The 17,702-nt window shown below is 61.6% G+C and carries 11 protein-coding genes; 2 read left to right on the top strand and 9 right to left on the bottom strand.

All coding sequences use genetic code 11. The annotated features are described in order from the left end of the window. Window positions 1-54: 54 nt before the first annotated feature. Window positions 55-1,704, bottom strand: coding sequence for a T9SS type B sorting domain-containing protein (locus MON38_RS22805; RefSeq protein WP_241934189.1), 1,650 nt, complete (start codon window positions 1,702-1,704; stop codon window positions 55-57). A gap of 470 nt (window positions 1,705-2,174) precedes the next feature. Further along, entirely contained in the window at window positions 2,175-3,677 is a 1,503-nt protein-coding gene (hutH, locus tag MON38_RS00580; RefSeq protein ID WP_241934188.1) for a histidine ammonia-lyase, read from the bottom strand. Between the two features lie 192 nt (window positions 3,678-3,869). On the opposite strand from hutH, the gene MON38_RS00575 reads away from it, so the two are divergent. Continuing rightward, on the top strand, window positions 3,870-5,582 hold the full coding sequence (locus MON38_RS00575) for a T9SS type A sorting domain-containing protein (protein ID WP_241934187.1): 1,713 nt from the start codon (window positions 3,870-3,872) through the stop codon (window positions 5,580-5,582). Between the two features lie 138 nt (window positions 5,583-5,720). Here MON38_RS00575 and hisS read toward each other — a convergent pair whose 3' ends face one another. Beyond that, window positions 5,721-7,139, bottom strand: coding sequence for a histidine--tRNA ligase (gene hisS, locus MON38_RS00570; RefSeq protein WP_241934186.1), 1,419 nt, complete (start codon window positions 7,137-7,139; stop codon window positions 5,721-5,723). Window positions 7,140-7,227: 88 nt separating this feature from the next. Then, window positions 7,228-7,593: a hypothetical protein gene (locus MON38_RS00565; protein WP_241934185.1), complete on the bottom strand. Its 366-nt coding sequence runs from the start codon at window positions 7,591-7,593 to the stop codon at window positions 7,228-7,230. Between the two features lie 340 nt (window positions 7,594-7,933). Between MON38_RS00565 and MON38_RS00560 the strand changes: the two genes are divergently transcribed. Further along, on the top strand, window positions 7,934-8,182 hold the full coding sequence (locus tag MON38_RS00560) for a hypothetical protein (RefSeq protein ID WP_241934184.1): 249 nt from the start codon (window positions 7,934-7,936) through the stop codon (window positions 8,180-8,182). A gap of 33 nt (window positions 8,183-8,215) precedes the next feature. Here MON38_RS00560 and MON38_RS00555 read toward each other — a convergent pair whose 3' ends face one another. The 5 genes from MON38_RS00555 to MON38_RS00535 all read right to left on the bottom strand — a co-directional run bounded on the left by MON38_RS00555 (window position 8,216) and on the right by MON38_RS00535 (window position 17,640). Further along, window positions 8,216-9,100: an HNH endonuclease gene (locus tag MON38_RS00555; RefSeq protein ID WP_241934183.1), complete on the bottom strand. Its 885-nt coding sequence runs from the start codon at window positions 9,098-9,100 to the stop codon at window positions 8,216-8,218. After that, entirely contained in the window at window positions 9,081-11,903 is a 2,823-nt protein-coding gene (locus tag MON38_RS00550; RefSeq protein WP_241934182.1) for a tetratricopeptide repeat protein, read from the bottom strand. Before MON38_RS00550 ends, MON38_RS00555 begins: the two co-directional genes overlap by 20 nt. A 196-nt stretch (window positions 11,904-12,099) precedes the next feature. Next, window positions 12,100-14,058: a M28 family peptidase gene (locus MON38_RS00545; RefSeq protein ID WP_241934181.1), complete on the bottom strand. Its 1,959-nt coding sequence runs from the start codon at window positions 14,056-14,058 to the stop codon at window positions 12,100-12,102. Window positions 14,059-14,226: 168 nt separating this feature from the next. Then, on the bottom strand, window positions 14,227-14,988 hold the full coding sequence (locus MON38_RS00540; protein WP_241934180.1) for a nuclear transport factor 2 family protein: 762 nt from the start codon (window positions 14,986-14,988) through the stop codon (window positions 14,227-14,229). 114 nt (window positions 14,989-15,102) lie between these two features. Then, complete coding sequence (locus tag MON38_RS00535) at window positions 15,103-17,640, bottom strand: TonB-dependent receptor (RefSeq protein WP_241934179.1); 2,538 nt, start codon at window positions 17,638-17,640, stop codon at window positions 15,103-15,105. Window positions 17,641-17,702 lie beyond the last annotated feature (62 nt).

Here is a 17,702-nt window from a genome sequence, read left to right as displayed (position 1 = left end):
GGCCCTGTAAATGGATACGGAATTTCCCCACAAAGTTGGTGGGCGGGCCAGATTTTACTTCAAAATCGTGACCGCGCCCGAGCGCACAAACGGTTGACCGTCGTCGGACGGCTGTTGGAAGCGCCACACGTAGCTGCCGAGCACGGGGGCGCGGCCGGCAATGCGGCCGTCCCACACGTCGCTGCGCTGCGTGCCCCGGAAAACCTCCTGCCCATTGCGGTCGACTACCACAAACGTGTAGTTGCCCAGAAAGCGGCCTTTCACTTCGAGCACATCGTTCAGGCCGTCGCCGTTGGGCGTGAAGGCGGTGGGAATGGTGAGGCTCGGCTGCCGCGTCACGCTGGCCACATTGGAATAGCTGAACATGCCGGCTGGCAACCCCGCCCCGCTGATTTGCAGGCGGTAGCGGATGGTTTGGTCGTTGGTGGTGGCGAGGTCGGAATAGGTGCTGCCATTCACGGGCTGGGTGCTGCGCACGGTGCCATCGGGGTTCAGGCGCTGCAGCGTGTATATAGCCGGCTGGCTGGGTTCGGGCCCGCTGAACGGCGTCCAGGTGAGGTCGGCGGCGGTGCCATCGGGGCCGGCGGCGGTGGCCGTAAGCAAGCTGGGGCAGGCTGGCGCACTTACCGGCGAGGCATTGCCGCATACGTCGAGCAGGCGCACGGTGTAGCAGGGCAGGGCAGCACGCAAAACTTCCAGTTCGGCCGAGTCGCGGGGGGCACGCAGGGTAGTAGCGGTGCCGAAATCGGTCGTCGTGATGCCAGTGGTACGGAAGTAGCGCAGGCTGCTGCCGGCCGGTAGGGCCGGGGGCGTGAGCAGCGGCGTCAGTTCCACCACGTTGCGCAGGTTAAAGCTGGCTACCAGCCTGGGCTGCTGCGGCGGCAGTGCCGACACGGTGGTGATAATCACCGGGTTCGAAACAGCATCGCCGCCGCCGGGCTGCCGGGCCGTCACCACGTAGGTGTACTTGCTGCCGCACTGCACGTCGGCATCTTCCAGCCCGCCGAGAATGGGGGTGAGCGTGGTAATAGCCTGCCCGTTGCGCGTCACGGAATACGTGTTGCCCGAGCCGGCATCGGCCAGCAGCAGTTGGTTGCGGTTGTTGCTGGAGGTGCCGCTCAGGCTAAGGGTGCAGATGAGGGGCGAAGCATCGGGGCTGGTGCCGCACAAGTCGGTGCGCGCCAGCCGGTAGCAGCCCGCCGCGGGGGCCGGCAGGCTGAGGCTGGTGCTGCCCGGGGCTACTGGCACCACGTCGCGAAAGCCGCCGGGGGCGCTGCCGTCGGCAATTTGCAGGGTGTATTGGTAATCGGCCGGTAATTGGCTAACGATGAGCGTGGCTGCACCACCAGGCAACGGCCCGGCCAGCGTGAGGCTGCTGAAGACTGGCTTGACCGGCGCGGCGGCCGCCCGAATGGGTTGGGTGTTCACGCCTTCGCACACTTCCGGCACGGCGTAGCGGCCGTTTACGGTGATGGTCGTCGTGCCGGGCGGCAGGGATAAAACAGTTGGCTGATTTCGGGTAATGGCCTGCGGAACGCCGCTGCCCGCCTGTACCAGGTAAGAATCGAATTTAGTATCCGTAACTGTGACCAACGCCGAGCCGGTGGGACAGGGCGCGATGGTGAAGGGCGGCGGCGTGGTGTCGTAGACCCGGAAAGTGCGGATGTAATATTTACTGCCGTTGTCGTTCGTAAGCTCCGACACGGTCACCATGCCTACATCGGCGAGAGTGGGCGTGTAGTAGGCCGGATAAATTTGGTTTGGCGTACAGGTGAGCGGAGTAGAATTGATGAAGGTGGTGCCAACACCGGGAAGGACGCCATAGCGAATATCATTCTTATAAATACGACTGTCGCGACTTGCACAGGGCTGGAATTTGACCCGCTTTCCGACGCATAGGGCATTTACTGACAAGCCATTATCATCAATAAGCTCAAACGTGCATGCGGGTGGGTTGGAGCTGACGCAGGACTGCGCCCGCACGACACCAGTTCCTGCCATCCACAGCAGCATCGTGACGAAAAAGCAATACTTCAAAAGTCTCATAAGCAGCAGTTGCGGCATTAACGCGCCACCGGCCAAAATCGCGTCTCTGGATGGGCGGTAGCGCGCAGTTTGTAGTTCGCGTCTCGAAACGAACTGGCGGCGTGGGGACGCGGACTGCAAAGTTGGCGCTACAGCACCCCCGCCCAGTCAAACTTACGGACGAAGGCGGCGGCTTGGTGCAGGTCGGGATAAAGCACTCGGTCGCGGCCCACAAATTCCACTTCTTGGCGGAAGGCCGCATACACCGCTTCGAGCGCGGCCGAGCTGCGGGCTGGCCGGCGGAAGGCCAGCGCCTGGCAAGCCGTGAGTAGCTCAATGCCCAGCACCTGCTCGGCGTTGTCGAGCACGCGGCGGCTCTTGGTGGCGGCGTTGGCGCCCATGCTCACGTGGTCTTCCTGGCCGTTGCTGCTCACGATACTGTCGACCGACGCCGGCGTGCAGAGCTGCTTGTTCTGGCTCACGATGCCGGCGGCGGTGTACTGCGGAATCATCAGGCCCGAGTTCAGGCCGGGCTCGGCCACCAGGTAGGTGGGCAGGCCGCGCTGGCCCGAAATCAGCTGGTAGGTGCGGCGTTCCGAGATGCTGCCCAGCTCGGCCACGGCCACTGCCAGGTGGTCGAGCGCCAGGGCCAGCGGCTGGCCGTGGAAGTTGCCGCCGCTTAGTATCAGGTCTTCGTCGGGGAAGATGTTGGGGTTGTCGGTCACGGAGTTGCACTCGGTTTCCACCACCTGGGCCACGTAGGCCAGCGCATCGCGCGAGGCCCCGTGCACCTGCGGCTGGCAGCGGAAGGAGTAGGGGTCCTGCACGGCGTGGCGCGGCAGCGTCTGCAGCTCCGAGCCGGCCAGCAGCCCACGCAACCGCTTGGCCACCAGTACCTGCCCGGCGTGCGGCCGGATGCGGTGCAGGTTTTCGTTGAACGGGTCGGTGCAGCCGCCAAAGGCTTCGGTCGAAAGCGCGCCGATGACGTCGGCCGCATCGGCCAGGCGCTGGGCGCGCAGCACGCCATCCACGGCGTAGGCCAGCATGAACTGGGTGCCGTTCAGCAGGGCCAGGCCTTCTTTGGCCTGCAGCGCCAGCGGCTCCCAGCTGAACAAGCTCATGGCGTCAGCGGCTTTAAGTCGATACCCCTGATAGTTCACATCGCCCAGGCCCAGCAGCGGCAGGCAGAGGTGAGCCAGCGGGGCCAGGTCGCCGCTCGCGCCCAGGCTGCCCTGCTCGTACACCACGGGCAGCAGCTCGCGGTTGTACATGGCTACCAGCCGCTCGGCGGTGGCGGGCTGCACGCCGCTGTGGCCGTAGCTCAGGCTCTGGGCCTTGAGGAACAGCATGAGGCGCACCAGGTACTGTGGTACTTCGGCCCCGGTGCCGCAGGCGTGCGACATCATCAGGTTTACCTGCAGCTGGGCGCGCTCGTCGGGCGCGATGCCCACGTTGTATAAGGAGCCGAAGCCGGTGTTGATGCCGTAAATCGGCTTGTCGTCGTGGGCCAGGCGCTGGTGCAGGTAGGCGTGGCAGGCGGCAATCTGAGCTTTGGCGTCGTCGCCGAGCTGCACGGGGCGGCCGTCGGCCAGCAGGGTGGCCAGCGCGGCCAGGGTGAGGGGCTGCGCGGGCGAAATAATGTGGGTGGGCATTGCGGGGGAAACGGGTGGGTTGGGGGTGGCTGCAAAACTAGGGGTATTTCGGCAGCCCGCCCACCGTAGGGCACGATAGCGCATTGGGTCTTTGCATGCTTTCAGGCGGCTGATTAATATATGATATGTGGTATATTGTAGCTGGTTTCCCACCCGGGGCCGCGCTTTTCTCACCTCTTTCTGCTTAAAACTATGGAAACACCTTCTTTTTTCCGACTCTTTTTGCGGCTTCCGTATCATTGGGGGCTGCTGCTGCTTGGGCTGCTGGCCGGCCCGGCCCGGGCGCAGTTTTCCACCACGCCGGCCGCTTCGCAATTCGTGAGCAATGCGCCCGGCAACCAGTTTGGCGTGCAGGCCGTGGCCGATGGCGCGGGCGGCTCCTTCGTGGTCTGGATTGACAAGCGCAATGGCAATAATTCCGGCCTCGGCACCGGCATCTACGCCCAGCACCTGAACGCAGCCGGGGTGCCGCTGCTGGCGGCCAACGGCAAGCGCCTGTTCCAAACCGGCAGCCGCGACATTTTTGGGATGAAGGTGGTCCCTTGGCAGTACGGCTACCTGGTGGCCTGGGTGCAGGGGGCGTTTGGCGTGGGCGGCGACACCGTGCGCTGCCAGTTCTACAGCGCCAACGGCGACCAGCAATGGTCCATTCCCACGGTGGTGGCCTACCGCACGCTGCCCACGGTCATCTACGAAAGCGAGCAGGGGCTCAACATTGTGCCCACCAGCACGGGCGCCACCATCACCCACGCCCTGGCCCTGAACGGCGGCAGCGCTCGCTTCACCTTCAATAAAATCGGCCCGACCGGCGTGCTGAGCTACCCCAACAACGACCGGCAGGTGGTGGTATCGCCCAACAGCATTTTCGCTTCCGATTATTACCACACGGTGAGCGACGGGGCCGACGGCTTTTATATGGTGGCCAGCGCCGGCGGGTTTAGCTCGCCCATTTATGCCCAGCACTTCAGCGCGGCCGGTGCCGCCACCTGGGCCAACTACACTACGATTTCAGCCGGTGGGGCGTCGGGGCGCGGCTCCGACTGGCAGCCCCTCATCGACCCGGCCGGTAACCTCTACGTGGCCTGGACGTCGAACGGCGGCGACCCGCTGGTGTCGAAGGTGCTGCCCTCGGGCGCGCTGGGCTGGGCCGGTGCGGGCTACGTGGCCCTAAGCACCGACCCGGCCTATCAAACCAACCCCTACGCCATCTGGCACAACAACGCGCTGTGGATGATTTGGGAGGACGCCCGCGGCGGCTCGGGTAGTTTCGATTACAAGTGTTACGCTCAAAAAATCGACGCTGCCGGTGCTCTGGCCTGGGACCCCAACGGCGTGCCCGTTTATTCTTTGTCGGCCGCTTATCCCCGGCCCAAGCTCGCACCTTCCGACAACGGCTCGGTCATGGCCTTCTACAGCACCGATACTAATGCGGCCAATTTCCGCGCCCAGAAAATCCTGCCCACCGGCAGCCTCGCGTTCGCGGCCCCCGGCGTTATCCTTCATTCGGTGGCCGACAACCGTCCTTATGAGCTTGATTACGTGCCCGTGGGCCAGCCCAACGGCTCTGTGCAGGTGTACTGGTCGTCGCCCGGTGCGGCTCCCACGGGGCGCGATATCGTCGCGGGCCGCATGCAGAACTCCGGTACGCTACTCAGTAGCGAGCGCGCCGCTGAGGCATTGGGCTTCGTAGTATATCCCAACCCGGCTGCTACGGAACTGAAGCTGCAATTCCCGGCGGCCGACCGGCCCACCGGCCTGCACCTATATGATGGCCAGGGCCGGCTGGTGCGCGCGTTTGCGGATGCGGCAATGCCACTGTCGCTGCGCGGGCTGCCGGTGGGGCTGTATGTGCTGCGGGCCACTATGGACGGGCAGGAGGTGAGCCGGCGCGTGGTGGTGGAATAAAGACAGGAAGGAAAAAAGCAGAACGTCATGCTGAGCTTGTCGAAGCGTCTATACCGCAGTAGTAAATGAATTACTTACGCGGTAGAGATGCTTCGACAAGCTCAGCATGACGTTCCTGTTTTTGGGCTGGCTAAGTACTTACTCCGCCGTGAGGGCCGCTACCACTTCGCCCAGCGGGAGCACGCGCTCCACGCCGGTTTGCATGATTTTGACCTTCACTACGCCGGCCGCTACTTCCTCCGGGCCCATGATGAGGACCAGCGGAATGCCCTTGGCATCGGCGTATTTGAACTGCACGCCCAGCTTTTTGGCATCGGGGTAGAGCTCGGCCGGTATGCCGGCGGCGCGTAGCTGCGCCAGCAGTGGCAGGGCCGCTCGGCCGCTCTCCGCGTCGAAGTGGGTGATGAGGCAGCGGGTTGGCGTTTCGCCCGTCACGGTGAACAGGTCCAGCGCCTCCAGGCAGTCGTATAATCTATCCACGCCGAATGAGAAGCCCACGCCCGACACGCCCGGCAGCCCGAACGAGCCGGTGAGGTTGTCGTAGCGCCCGCCGCCGCTCACGCTGCCCATCTGCACGTTGTTGATTTTGACTTCAAAAATGCAGCCCGTGTAATAAGAGAGGCCCCGCGCCAGCGTGGGGTCAAACTCCAGCCGGTCGAACTGCCGGAAGCCCGAGGCCACCAGCAGGTCGCGTACCTGCGCCAGCTCGGTGAGGCCGCGGTAGTTGGCGGCGGCGTCCTCGTCGGCCGCGTCGGGGCGGGCACCGTCGGGCTCCACGCCGGCCGTGACGAAGCCGGCCAGCAGGCGCTGCAGCTTCTCTTCGTAGGTGCCTTCCACCGTCAGCAGTGCAAACAGGGTTTCGATAGTGGGTTCCGAAAAGCCGCGCTCCAGCAACTCCTTGTTCACGCCGTCGCGCCCGATTTTGTCGAGCTTGTCGATGGCTACGAACAGGTCGGTTTCGCGGCTCTCGCCGCCCAGCGCCTGATAGATGTTGCGCAGCACCCCGCGGTGGTTGATTTTGATGGTGAAATCGTGCAGGCCGAGGCCACCGAGCACCTGGGCCATCATCAGCACGATTTCGGCTTCGCACAGCAGCGAGTCGGTGCCCACCACGTCGGCGTCGCACTGGTAAAACTCGCGGTAGCGGCCGCGCTGGGGGCGGTCGGCGCGCCACACGGGCTGCATCTGGTAGCGCTTGAAGGGGAAGGTGAGGGTGCCGCGGTTCATGGCCACGTAGCGGGCGAAGGGCACGGTGAGGTCGTAGCGCAGGCCCTTTTCGGCCACTTTAGGCAGCAGGGCTTTCGAGCCGGTAGCCAGGTCATCGGCCGTCACGTCCTTGGCAAAGTCGCCGGAGTTCAGCACTTTGAACAGCAACTGGTCGCCCTCGTCGCCGTACTTGCCCGTCAGCACCGACAGGTTCTCCAGCGTCGGTGTTTCGAGCGGCGCGAAGCCAAACGATTCAAACGTGCGGCGGATAACGTTGAAAATGTGCTGGCGGCGCGCCACCTGCGCGGGGCCAAAGTCGCGGGTGCCCTTGGGAATACTCGGTTTTTGCATAACGGGGCAAAGGTAGGCAGGGCCGGGAACGAAAAAGCCGCTTCCCCCGGGTGGGAGAAGCGGCGGCCAGCCAAAACCAGTCGGGAAATCAGGGTTTGGTGGTCTTGGCTTTGGGCGTCGGCTTCTTGCGGTCGCTTTCGCGCACGCCGCCGGCCTGCTCGTACTCGCTGCTGTCTTTCGTGAATTTCTGTCCCACGCCCGTGAGCATGGCGCTCGACTTCTTGCGTAGTACTTCTTCGGAAGCGTCGAGCGTGTTTTTCAGCGCATCGAGCTCCTTGCGGGCTTTGTTGTAGTTGTCGAGGTTGGTTTTCACCGTATCCATCTGGTCTTGGTAGGAGGCGATGGTGTGGCCGTTGCCCAGGTCGAGTTGGCCGGTGGAGTCGATGGCTTTCAGGCCATTCATGCGTTTGGTGGCGTCGGCGTGCTCCGCCGATTCGCGTTGTTGAGTTGCCATGTTCGTAGAGGGAAGGGAAAAAGTGGTGGATAGAAGGCGGTCCCGGCCTGGCTGTTGCAAACTACTGAATATCCGGCTGATTGCCAAGTCCCATGGCCCTCAATTCGCTGCCCCGGCCCGGGCGTTTCGGCCGCCGCGCCGGGCGGCGCTGGCGGCGGCCACGGGGCTGCGCGCGCCGGCCCGGCTTCCTGGGGCAGCGGCCGGCCAATGGCCCGGGCCGGTAGCGCCCGCGCCGGCCCGGGCAACCCCTTTTCATCCTGCTCCTCGGGCTTCGCCAGCTCCGGCAGCCTCTTTCCCGAAGCAGGCGAAGCCTTTACCAGGGGTAGCGAAGACTTTACCCGTGCTGATAAAGGCTTTGCCGGCATTGGTAAAGGCTTATCCAGCCTTGACAAAGACTTCACCAGCTTCGCAAAAGACTTGTCGGGCCTTGGAAAAGACTTCGCCAGCATTAGCAAAGGCTTTTCCAGACCTGAAAAAGCCTTGTGCCGGCCTGGGAAAGCCGTTGCGCCTGCATCTGAAGCAGCAGAAAGCCGCTCCAGGTGCGTTGGAGCGGCTTTGCGGCGGTGGTTTCTCGCGGCTACTTAAATAAATCGGGTGTAACGACCATAAAACTTCCTTAAAGCTATTGCCACGCCAAAGCTTCTGGCACGGCTGCGAACAACGTGTTGGTTTTGGGCAGCGATAAACGTTGTCGCTGCATTTCGCGCCAAACGGTCGGGTGGGCGTGGCTTAGGATGCTTTGTTGCAAGGCCGTTAGCATCTGCTGTTGCTCTGCCGCAAAAGTATTGGCAGTGTCCACCAAGTCAGGGTCTTCAACGAGGCGTTCGAGGTCGGCAAGTGTAGTGGAATCACGAACATCGCGATAGCGCTCTAACCGGCTTTGAAAAAAACGAAAAGCTGCTTTTCGTGCTGCAGCCAATGCTGCTCTTTTTCCGATTTGCAATACGTTGAGCGTGTGGGTAGCTTTGGCAATATCTCGCGGGTCTGTCAGATTGGGGCAGGGCTCTAAGAAAAAGGATTGGTTCGTGAAGTTGAGGGCTAGGAAAACCAATGGGTCTTCTACACGCGGGTCGATAAAGGCCGCGTCGGTAGAAGTTGGCACCTTCTTGCGCTGCATGGTAGTCGCATTGGCCGAAAGCGCCGGGGTGAATACCGCGAACTTGTCGAGCTTGTAGTGGGTGTTGCAGGTTTTGCAAGCCAGTAAATAGTTCAGCCATGTGAAGGCACGTTCCGGAAAGAATGATTTGGGGTAAATGTGCTCAATGTCGCTTGCTTCGTTGCTCTCGCAGTAGTTGCATAGCTCCGTCCCAACGCACATTTCCAATAGCGTCTGCTTAATCTCCGCGAATGCGGTTTTCCCTCCACTCCCAATATTATTTTTTGCATCCCAAAGTGTTTCGGCCATCGCAGGGCGTTGGCCAACTGGTAGTGCATCAATGGTGGCTTGTTGGGTTGCCAGATGCTGGAGCGTGGTTGTTCCCGGAGAATCAGAGTTCAACTTCAGCATCGACCGAGGAGAATAGGTTACGTAGTTCGCGTAAGCGCTTCAATTCCTCCGGCGAGGCTTTGCCAGCCGATTCCCGGGCGCTTAGGCGAGCGCGCTCGGCGAACAGGTCAGCGGCTTCGGCTGATTGTTCAACCTCCTCCCCTCCAAATAGGCCGGTGCCATAAGCATCAAGTACGTTGCCCAGCCGCAGTTGCAGCCTTCTTGAGCCCGTCACTTCTTCTAGTTTTTGGCCTTGCCCAGGAGCGGGAAGTCGCCAGATACTGCCGGATGTTTCACCCACGGCCCGACAAATAAGAGGGGTGTGCGTGGTTACAATAAATTGAATTTGGGGGAAGCACTCAGTAAACCACTGGCCAATGCGTGTCTGCCAAGTGGGATGCAAGTGCGTATCCACTTCGTCAATGAGTACTACGCCCGGTAATTCAATTACGCCACTCTTTCCGTTGAGCGGGAAAACAGAGGCTAAGCCATATACTCGAACGAGTTGGCGAATCAACTCAAAGGCTAGACTTAGAATTGAGCGAAAGCCGTCGGATAGTTCCGTAACTGCTACAAGTTGCCCGTTGCTGTCGCGGAAAACTGGTCCATCGGCCGATATTTCTTTAAACTCAGTGCCGTTCGGCAAAAGCCTACTTTCGTTAATAAATGCACGCAGCCGAAGGGCCAACCAAGCATTATCATTAAGTGGCAGTTTAGGAGTAGTAGAAGTTGTCCTTTCGGTGACTGATATAGCAGGCAAAGCCGCCAGTTTGGCTTGATACTGCTGAACCAACACGCTAGCAGCATCTATTCCATGAGTATCTTGAATTAGTTGAGCTAAGCTTTTAACTTGTATAGCTACTCTAGGGTGTTCAGGGCCGAAGCTTTCTTCGTAGATAGACAATGCGCGGCGCATAAGCGGTTCGGCCTCGGCCAACCGATTGGTTTCCTGAAGCAACTGAGCTAGATTGCTGAGTCCCATTGCTATGTCGGGGTGCTCAGAATTAAGACTTGCCTCTTTTATCGCTAAGGCGCGGCGCATAATTAGTTCTGCTTCAGTTAACCGATTGGTATCCTGAAGCAATAAGGCTAAGTTGTTAAGAACTGTGGCAACGTTAGGATGTTCGGGGCCGAGGCTGGTTTCGTTAATGGCCAGGGCACGGCGCATAAGCGGCTCGGCCTCGGACATACGATTGGTGTTCTGAAGTAAAGATGCTAGGTTACTCAGACCTGTAGCTACACTGGGGTGATTAGGGCCGAGGCTGGCTTCGTTAATGGCCAAGGCACGGCGCATAAGCGGCTCGGCCTCGGGCATACGATTGGTGTTCTGAAGCAATAAGGCTAAGTTGCTTAGCCGAATGGCCACGCTGGGGTGCTCAGGGCCAAATCTGGCCTCACCAATGGCCAGGGCACGGCGCAAAAGCGGCTCGGCCTCGGACATACGATTGGTGTCCTGAAGCAATAAGGCTAGGTTGTTAAGCCGGATGGCCACATCAGGATGCTCAGGGCCCAGACTAGCCTCACCAATGGCCAGGGCACGGCGCAAAAGCGGCTCGGCCTCGGACATACGATTGGTGTCCTGAAGCAATAAGGCTAGGTTGTTAAGCCGGATGGCCACATCAGGATGCTCAGGGCCGAGACTAGCCTCACCAATGGACAAAGCACGGCGCATAAGTGCCTCGGCTTCAGCCAACCGGTTCACGTCTTGGAGTAGCTGGGCTAGGTTACTAAGGCCAATGGCCACACTGGGATGTTCCGAACCGAAACTAGTCTCTTTAATAGCTAATGCGCGACGCATAAGTGGTTCGGCCTCGGCTATTCTGTTGGTTGCCTTAAGCAACATGGCCAAATTGCTAAGGCCCGTGGCCACATTTGGATGCTCAGGGCCAAAAACAGTTTCGTCGATAGCTAGGGCACGGCGCAAGAGTGAATCGGCCTCTGCTAGCTGGTTAGTGTCCTGAAGCAATAAAGCTAGGTTGCTAAGTCCCACCGCTACGCTAGGATGCTCTGGACCAGAAATTTTTTCCGTGATAGCCAATGCCCGCCTAAGCAATGATTCTGCTTCGGTAAATAGACCACTGGTTCGTAACCTAGCTGCCATTTCCCAGAGTTGGGTTACTTCACCTAATATCTCACTCTCCGAACCAGCCGGCAAGCTGTCGCCATCAGCTAGATTGAGATTGATAGGACTAGCATTCTGGCGGATTTTTTTCTCTCTCGCTTTTAATTGCTGGTAGTCAATTTCCTTCAACCAGTTGAGTACTTCACTCAGAGCTACGTCTTCACCAAATACCGAAAGATGAGCTCCGCAACGGGGCGATGACAGGTATACTTTGTCAAGTTCGGTATCACCTCCGGTGAACCGCCGGAAAGGGCCAAATCCCGCCGAGAACCAACCCTTTGCGGTACTGCTCCAGAGATATTTGTCGGGCGATATCTTGGCGTGGTCGTTCGCGATGGCTTCTACTAGTGGCGTGCCACCCCGCAGGCCACTAAGTGAGTTGGCAGACTGTAGCAGCACCTTCGAGGTCAGTTTGCCCGTCTTGCCCAACTTGGTGACAAAGTCATGCTGCTTATCGCCAAGTAGAGCTAATTCCACGAACCCCTTCTTCTCGCCTTTGCGCAGCCACTCCGCGAAATTGGGATGCGCAGCCCTCACCTCGTTCGGCCCAATCAAACCCAACGAAATAGCCCGAATCAAAGTCGATTTCCCCGCGCCGTTGTCGCCTATGATGACGTGCCAGCCGGCGGGGTTATCAGGAAAGGTCATCTCGAAGTGCTTCAGCCCTCGGATGTTTTCAATGGTAAGTTTCTGTATGTACATATTCAGTGGCCATAGGCCGAAGAAGGCTGCAAAGTAAGCACCCTATCCGATGAGTCTAATTGTGCAGGAAATAGGTGTAGCTTCTGAGATATCAGTTTCTACAAGTCAGCTTCAGCACGACTTACCACATAACAGCAAAACCCCGCCGTCGGACGAACCGACGACGGGGCCTTTTCTGCAGAAAGGAAGGTGGAAGCTACTCTTTCTTGAACTCGAACTCGCCGCCGCCCTGCTTAAGCTTAAACGTGGGCTGGTCGGCCGCGAACTCCATGCGCAGGCCGGCCGCATCGAATTTGAACACGCCCTGGCTCACGGCATCAACCGCAATGGCGGGCTGGCCGGTGGCCTGCACCTTGAGGCCGGTGCCCTCGTGCGTTACCACGATTTTGAGCGGAATCTGGCCGCTGCCGTAGGTGCCGGCGTAACGGTCGAGGTCGGCCGCGGCGGGGGTGAAGCCGGTTTTGATGAACTCCGGCTTCAGCGCCACGCGGGCGTCGCGTTCGGCCAGGGCCCAGGCCGTGTGGAAGATGAGTTGGTCGCGCCGGGCCATGGCCGGGAAGTCGATAAACTCCACGTCATCCGTAGCCTTGTGGTACTGCGGGTGCAGGCCGCTGGTGTAGAAGATAATCGGCACGTTGTGCTTGGCGAAGTTATAGTGGTCCGAGCGGTAGTAAATCTGCTCGGGGTCGGCCGGGTCGTTGTATTTGTAGTCGAGAGCTACCGGGTTGTACTGCTGGTTGGTGGCTTCGCTCAGGGTGTGTAGCTCGGTGCTTAGGCGGTCGTCGCCCACCAGGTACACGTAGTCGCCTTTGCCCTGGTGCAGGCTATCCACGCGGCCCACCATGTCGATGTTGAGGTCCGTTACGGTCTTTTCGAGCGGGAACACGGGGTGGTCGGTGTAGTACTGCGAGCCGAGCAGGCCCTCTTCCTCGCCGGTGTTGGCCAGAAACAGGATGCTGCGGCGCGGGCCGTGCCCGTCCTTCTTGGCCTGCGAGAAGGCGCGGGCCATCGCCAGCACGCTCACCGTGCCCGAGCCGTCGTCATCAGCGCCGTTGAACACCACGCCGTCCTTCACGCCGAGGTGGTCGTAGTGGGCCGACACCACGATGATTTCGTCCTTTTTGTCGCCGCCTTCGAGGTAGCCCAGCACGTTTTCGGTGGTGAAGGGCTCCGTGTTCAGCTTGGTTTGGGCCGTGGCGTTGGCCACCGGCTTGAAGGGCGAGGCCACGGCCTTACCGGCTTTGGCCACGCTCTGGCGGTACTTGTCGAGGCCGGCCGGGGTGGTGCCGAGCAGCTTGGCTCCCATCTCGGGCGAAACCACGATAATGTTGAAGCCGGATTTCTTCTTTTCCGCGCCATCGAAGGTGAGGTCTTCGTGGCCCATAATCTGCTCGAACGTCTTCGGCACGGCCGTATGGGCGGCCGCCGTCGGCATCACCAGGATGATGGAACGCGCCCCGAGCGGGAAGATGGACTTGCGCCGGGCTCCCAGGCCTTCCAGCGTGGCGGGGGCGTAGGGGCTGGCCTTGCCATCGGCCCCAATTAGCGACTTGCCCTGGGCATTCAGCGGCTCGCCGGCCAGCAGAATTACGTCTTTGCCCTTGTAGTCGGCCGGCGTGGCAAAGTCCGAATACTTGTCTTCCTTGATGCCGTAGCCTACAAATACGGGCTGCAGCGGGGTGGCCGTGGCGAAGGCATCAGTCAGCAAGCCATAGTAGTCGCGCTGGCCCTGGAAGGTCTGGCTGCCCACTTTCACGGTGCTGGCGGCCAGGTCGACTTTGGTGCGCTTCATGCCGAAGTGCTGGATGTAGGGGTTGTCGGAACCCGCCACGGGGCCGGCCAGGCCATCGGCCGCGAAGGCTTTGGCGATGTAGTCGGCGGCCATTTTCTGGCCTTTCTTGCCGGTTTCGCGACCCTCGTAGGCATCCGAAGCCAGCACATCAAGGTCGGCTTTGAGCGCAGCGGGCGTGATGGTGGCGGCGTAGGGCAGCGACCAGTCGGTAGCGGCGGCAGCCACCGGGGTCGTACTCGGTAGGGCGGGCGCGGCCGCCTCGGTGCGGCCAGGCTTCACCTTGACCTTGACTTTGCCCGATTGGGCCGAAACGGTGCCGACGGTCAGCAACAGCGCGACGGCGAGGGGAAGTTGTTTTGACATAGAAGTCAGAAAGAGTGAAAAAAGAGTTGCAGAAAAAACGGAATATATGGGCGGATTTCAGGCCCGGCGGCGAAACTACGGCGACGGCGGCACTTGCAGCCGCTGCAGCAGCAAAAAGCTATTGGGTGAATCGCGCGGGTGCGCCGGGCATTACAGCTGCCGCCACACTCAATGGTCGTAGCTCACGATGCGCACAATTTGCCAACGGCCCTTGGCCAGCTGCCACACGTGCACGAAGCGGGGCTCGGCCACCAGCTTTTCGGGCTGGCTGGGGTCGGTTTGGTAGAAGCGGTGCGTCCCGATTTCAATGGCCCCAAAACCCGCAATGGGGTATACTTCGAGGCTGCCGGGGGCTAGCTCGCGCCGCATCCGGGTGGGCTTGGCAAAGTTTTCCTTGAAGCGGCGGGCATTGTCCGGGTAAGTCGTGAAGCCGGTCTGGTCGTGGTAAAACTCCAGCGTGGGCGCGAAGTAAGCCAGCAGGGCCGGCAGGTCGCGGCGGTTGTAAGCGCCATACAACAGGCTGTCGAGGTGCAGCACCGTGTCGTAGAGCTCCACCGGCTGGGCCTGGGTGCGGGTGGCGCGCATGTCGTGGCCGCCCTGGTGCAGCACCAGCGTCTGGTAGCGGCCGGCGGCATCGCGCACAAACTCCAGCTCGGCTGGCATTGCTTTCAGGAAAAACCGGTTGGCCTGTTTGGGAAAAAGCTGAAACCGCTCCGCATCGCCCACGCGCTGCCCATAATACTTGTTGTTTTCGCTGAAGATGCGCATCGTGAAGTTGGGCTCGAACTGGTAGCTGCCGAAGAACCGGCGGGCACTGTCGCGGGGCATCGCAATTTCCACGTTGGCCGGGGCGGCAGAAGTAGTCTGGGCCAGAGCAGGAGCCGCCGCCCACAGCATGAGGGGCAGCAGCGGGGTTAGCATTTTTATCATGGAAAGGAGAACTGTTAAGAAACCATAAGCCCCGCCGCCGAACGAGCGGACGACGGGGCTGTTTGCAGAAAAGGAAAGGCGAGAAAAGCGCGGGCATTTCGGGAGTGGTAAAAATCAGCCGCCGAAGCCGCCGCCGCCCTGGGGTGCGGCCTCGATGCGGCCGGGCTTGGCCTTGCTGGCCCCGATGTACCAGGTGAAGCCCAGCCAGCCCACGCGGCTTTCGTCTTTCGAGTAGCGGGTGCTGCTCAGGGCGTCGGTGGCAATTTCGTTGCGGTACTGCTGGGTGTTCAGCAGGTCGGCGATGCGCAGGGTGAGGGCGGCGCGGTCGGAGAACAGGCGCTGGCGCAGGGCCAGGTCAATTTGCCCCTGGGCCAGCTGCCGGCCCTGGGCCGTGAGCTGGGCCGAGCGCACGTTGCCGCTCAGCTGCACATCCAGCGTGGGCCGGATGGTGAAATTGTTGGTGAGGCGGGCCGTGGCGATGAAAGCCGTGCGGTTGTTGCCCACGCCGTTGCCGGCAATCTGGGCGCGGTAGAGGCTGGTGCTGGCGTTCAGGCGCCACCACTTGGCCAGCGGCTGGTTCAGGCTGAATTCGGCCCCGAGGTTGGTGGTGGTGCCCAGGTTGTCGTAGGTTTCGGCGGTCACGAGGCCCGCGCCGGCCCCGGCCAGGCGGGTAGCGGTGGTATCCACAAAGCGCAGGCGCTGGATGGAGTTAGTGGTGATGCGGGCAAAGCCGGTGCTGGTGATGGTGGCCTGCCCGATGGTGATTTGGTGGCCCAGCTCAATGTTGTGGCTGAATTCGGCCTGCAAACGCGGGTTGCCGAGGCGGTAGCTGCGCGGGTCCTGGTAAATGGCCAGCGGCAGCTGCTGCATAAAGTTGGGGCGGTTCAGGCGGCGGGCGTAGCTCAGTTGCAGGCGGTTCTGGCCGGCTTCCTTGCCCAGCTCGCGGCTGATGAGGGCCGAAGGGAAGAAGCTCAGGTAGTCCTGCTGCAGGCTGCCGCGCTGGGCAATGCCCGCGCCACCTTCGATACTGCCACTCAGGTAGGTATACTCGGCCCGCAGGCCGGCCTGGGCGTTCCACTTGCTGCCGAGGCTGTGCTGGGCGGTCACGTAGGCGGCGGGCACCACCTGGTTGGAGGTGTAGGTGAGCGAGCGGGCGGGGTCGTTCACGAAATCGTTGGGACGGGTTTCGCTGGCGGCGTAGCCGAAGCTGTTGCTGCCGTGGTTGCCCTGGCGCTCTAGTTTAGCGCCGGTTTCGAGGCGGCCCTTGCCGTCGGCCAGCGGGTGCACGTAGTCCACCTGCCCGTACTGGATGTTGGCCAGCAAGTCGAGCTGCTGCCGGGTACCCGGCTGCGGCACGCCCGCCGAGCCAGCCTCGGCGTACTGCCGCTGCACCACCGGCACGTTGGCATCGATGATGATGCTGCCGAAGTTGGCCGTCAGCTCGCGGCCTTTGTGGGCCTCCCAGGTGCGGCGGTAGTTGCCATCGGCTTCCAGAATCTTCACTTTCACGTCGAGGTCCTGGCGGCCGCGGGTGCGCTGCACCGGGCCGTTGTTGGTTTGCTGGGTCAGGTCCTGGCCTTCGCCTTCGAGGTTGCGCTCGGTGCCGGGGCTCACGTTCAGGCTCAGGCTCTGGTTTTTGGGCAGTTCCAGCTCCACGCCCACGCGCACCGAGTGGTTGCGGTGGGTTTCGCTACCTACGCCCTGCTGGGTGGTACGCACGGTTTCAGTGGGGCTCAGCACGGCGGTTTGCTCGCTGTGGCCGTGGCTGCGGTAGGTCACGTCGCGGCCATCGTAGCCGGCGGTCCAGGTGGCTTTGCCCACCTTGCGGCTCAGGTTCAGCGTGCCGCTGTATTTGTCGGCCGTGCCCAGGTTGATGGCGGCCGTGCCGTTGGTGCCCGTGCGGGTTTCCTTTTTGGTAATCAGGTTGATAACCCCGCCGCCGCCGGCCGCGTCGTACTTGGCCGAAGGGTTGGTAATCACCTCCACCTGGGCAATGCGCGAGGCCGGAATCTGGTCGAGGCGGGGGCCGCCGGTGCCACCGTTGCTCACGCCGGCCGGCTTGCCATCAATCAGAATGGTCACGTTGGAAGTGCCGCGCATCGAAACCGTGCCGTTCACGTCCACGCTCACCGAGGGCACGTTTTGCAGCACGTTGGCCGCCGTGCCGCCCACGCTGCCCAGGTCCTTGTCCACGTTAATCACGCGCTTGCCGAGGTCTTCCACCACGGCCGCCTTCTGGCCCGTTACCACCACTTCGCTCAGCTTGGTAGCAGCGGCAGCCGCCATTTCAAACGTAGGGAATTCGATGGTGGGCGCGCTGGCCGTGAGGTTGAAGCGGCGGCGCAACACGCGGTAGTTCAAATCCTGCACGCGCAGCAGGTAAGTGCCATACGGCAGGTTCAGGGCCCTAAAGCCGCCCTGCTCGGTGGTCTGGGCCACGGCCACGAAGGTGGAATCGGCGGCGCGCAACAGCAGCACGTCGGAGAAGGGCACGGGCGTTTTCGTGCCGGCTTCCACCAGGCGGCCGCTGATGCTGCCGGCCCCGGCGGTTTGGGCAGTAGCTGCGCCCAGCGGAAAAATCGTGACAGCGGCCGCGCCCAGCAACAGGCGGCTCAGGGAAGATGCGGTGAAGGCGGTGAAAAGGGTTTTCATGGTGCAGCAAAAAAGATGAGGTCGGGCGAGGGGCGGCTCAGGTCCGGCAGCGGCCGCGGTTC

The organism is Hymenobacter cyanobacteriorum (assembly GCF_022631375.1).
Classification (GTDB): domain Bacteria; phylum Bacteroidota; class Bacteroidia; order Cytophagales; family Hymenobacteraceae; genus Hymenobacter; species Hymenobacter cyanobacteriorum.
Note: the sequence above shows the minus strand (reverse complement) of the source record. Positions and strands in the feature narration are given on the sequence as shown.

Bases quoted from the DNA above. Each gene is read 5' to 3' on its own strand.
- hutH (WP_241934188.1), bottom strand. From the start codon at position 3,677: ATGCCCACCCACATTATTTCGCCCGCGCAGCCCCTCACCCTGGCCGCG.
- MON38_RS00575 (WP_241934187.1), top strand. From the start codon at position 3,870: ATGGAAACACCTTCTTTTTTCCGACTCTTTTTGCGGCTTCCGTATCAT.
- hisS (WP_241934186.1), bottom strand. From the start codon at position 7,139: ATGCAAAAACCGAGTATTCCCAAGGGCACCCGCGACTTTGGCCCCGCG.
- MON38_RS00565 (WP_241934185.1), bottom strand. From the start codon at position 7,593: ATGGCAACTCAACAACGCGAATCGGCGGAGCACGCCGACGCCACCAAA.
- MON38_RS00555 (WP_241934183.1), bottom strand. From the start codon at position 9,100: ATGCTGAAGTTGAACTCTGATTCTCCGGGAACAACCACGCTCCAGCAT.
- MON38_RS00550 (WP_241934182.1), bottom strand. From the start codon at position 11,903: ATGTACATACAGAAACTTACCATTGAAAACATCCGAGGGCTGAAGCAC.
- MON38_RS00545 (WP_241934181.1), bottom strand. From the start codon at position 14,058: ATGTCAAAACAACTTCCCCTCGCCGTCGCGCTGTTGCTGACCGTCGGC.
- MON38_RS00540 (WP_241934180.1), bottom strand. From the start codon at position 14,988: ATGATAAAAATGCTAACCCCGCTGCTGCCCCTCATGCTGTGGGCGGCG.
- MON38_RS00535 (WP_241934179.1), bottom strand. From the start codon at position 17,640: ATGAAAACCCTTTTCACCGCCTTCACCGCATCTTCCCTGAGCCGCCTG.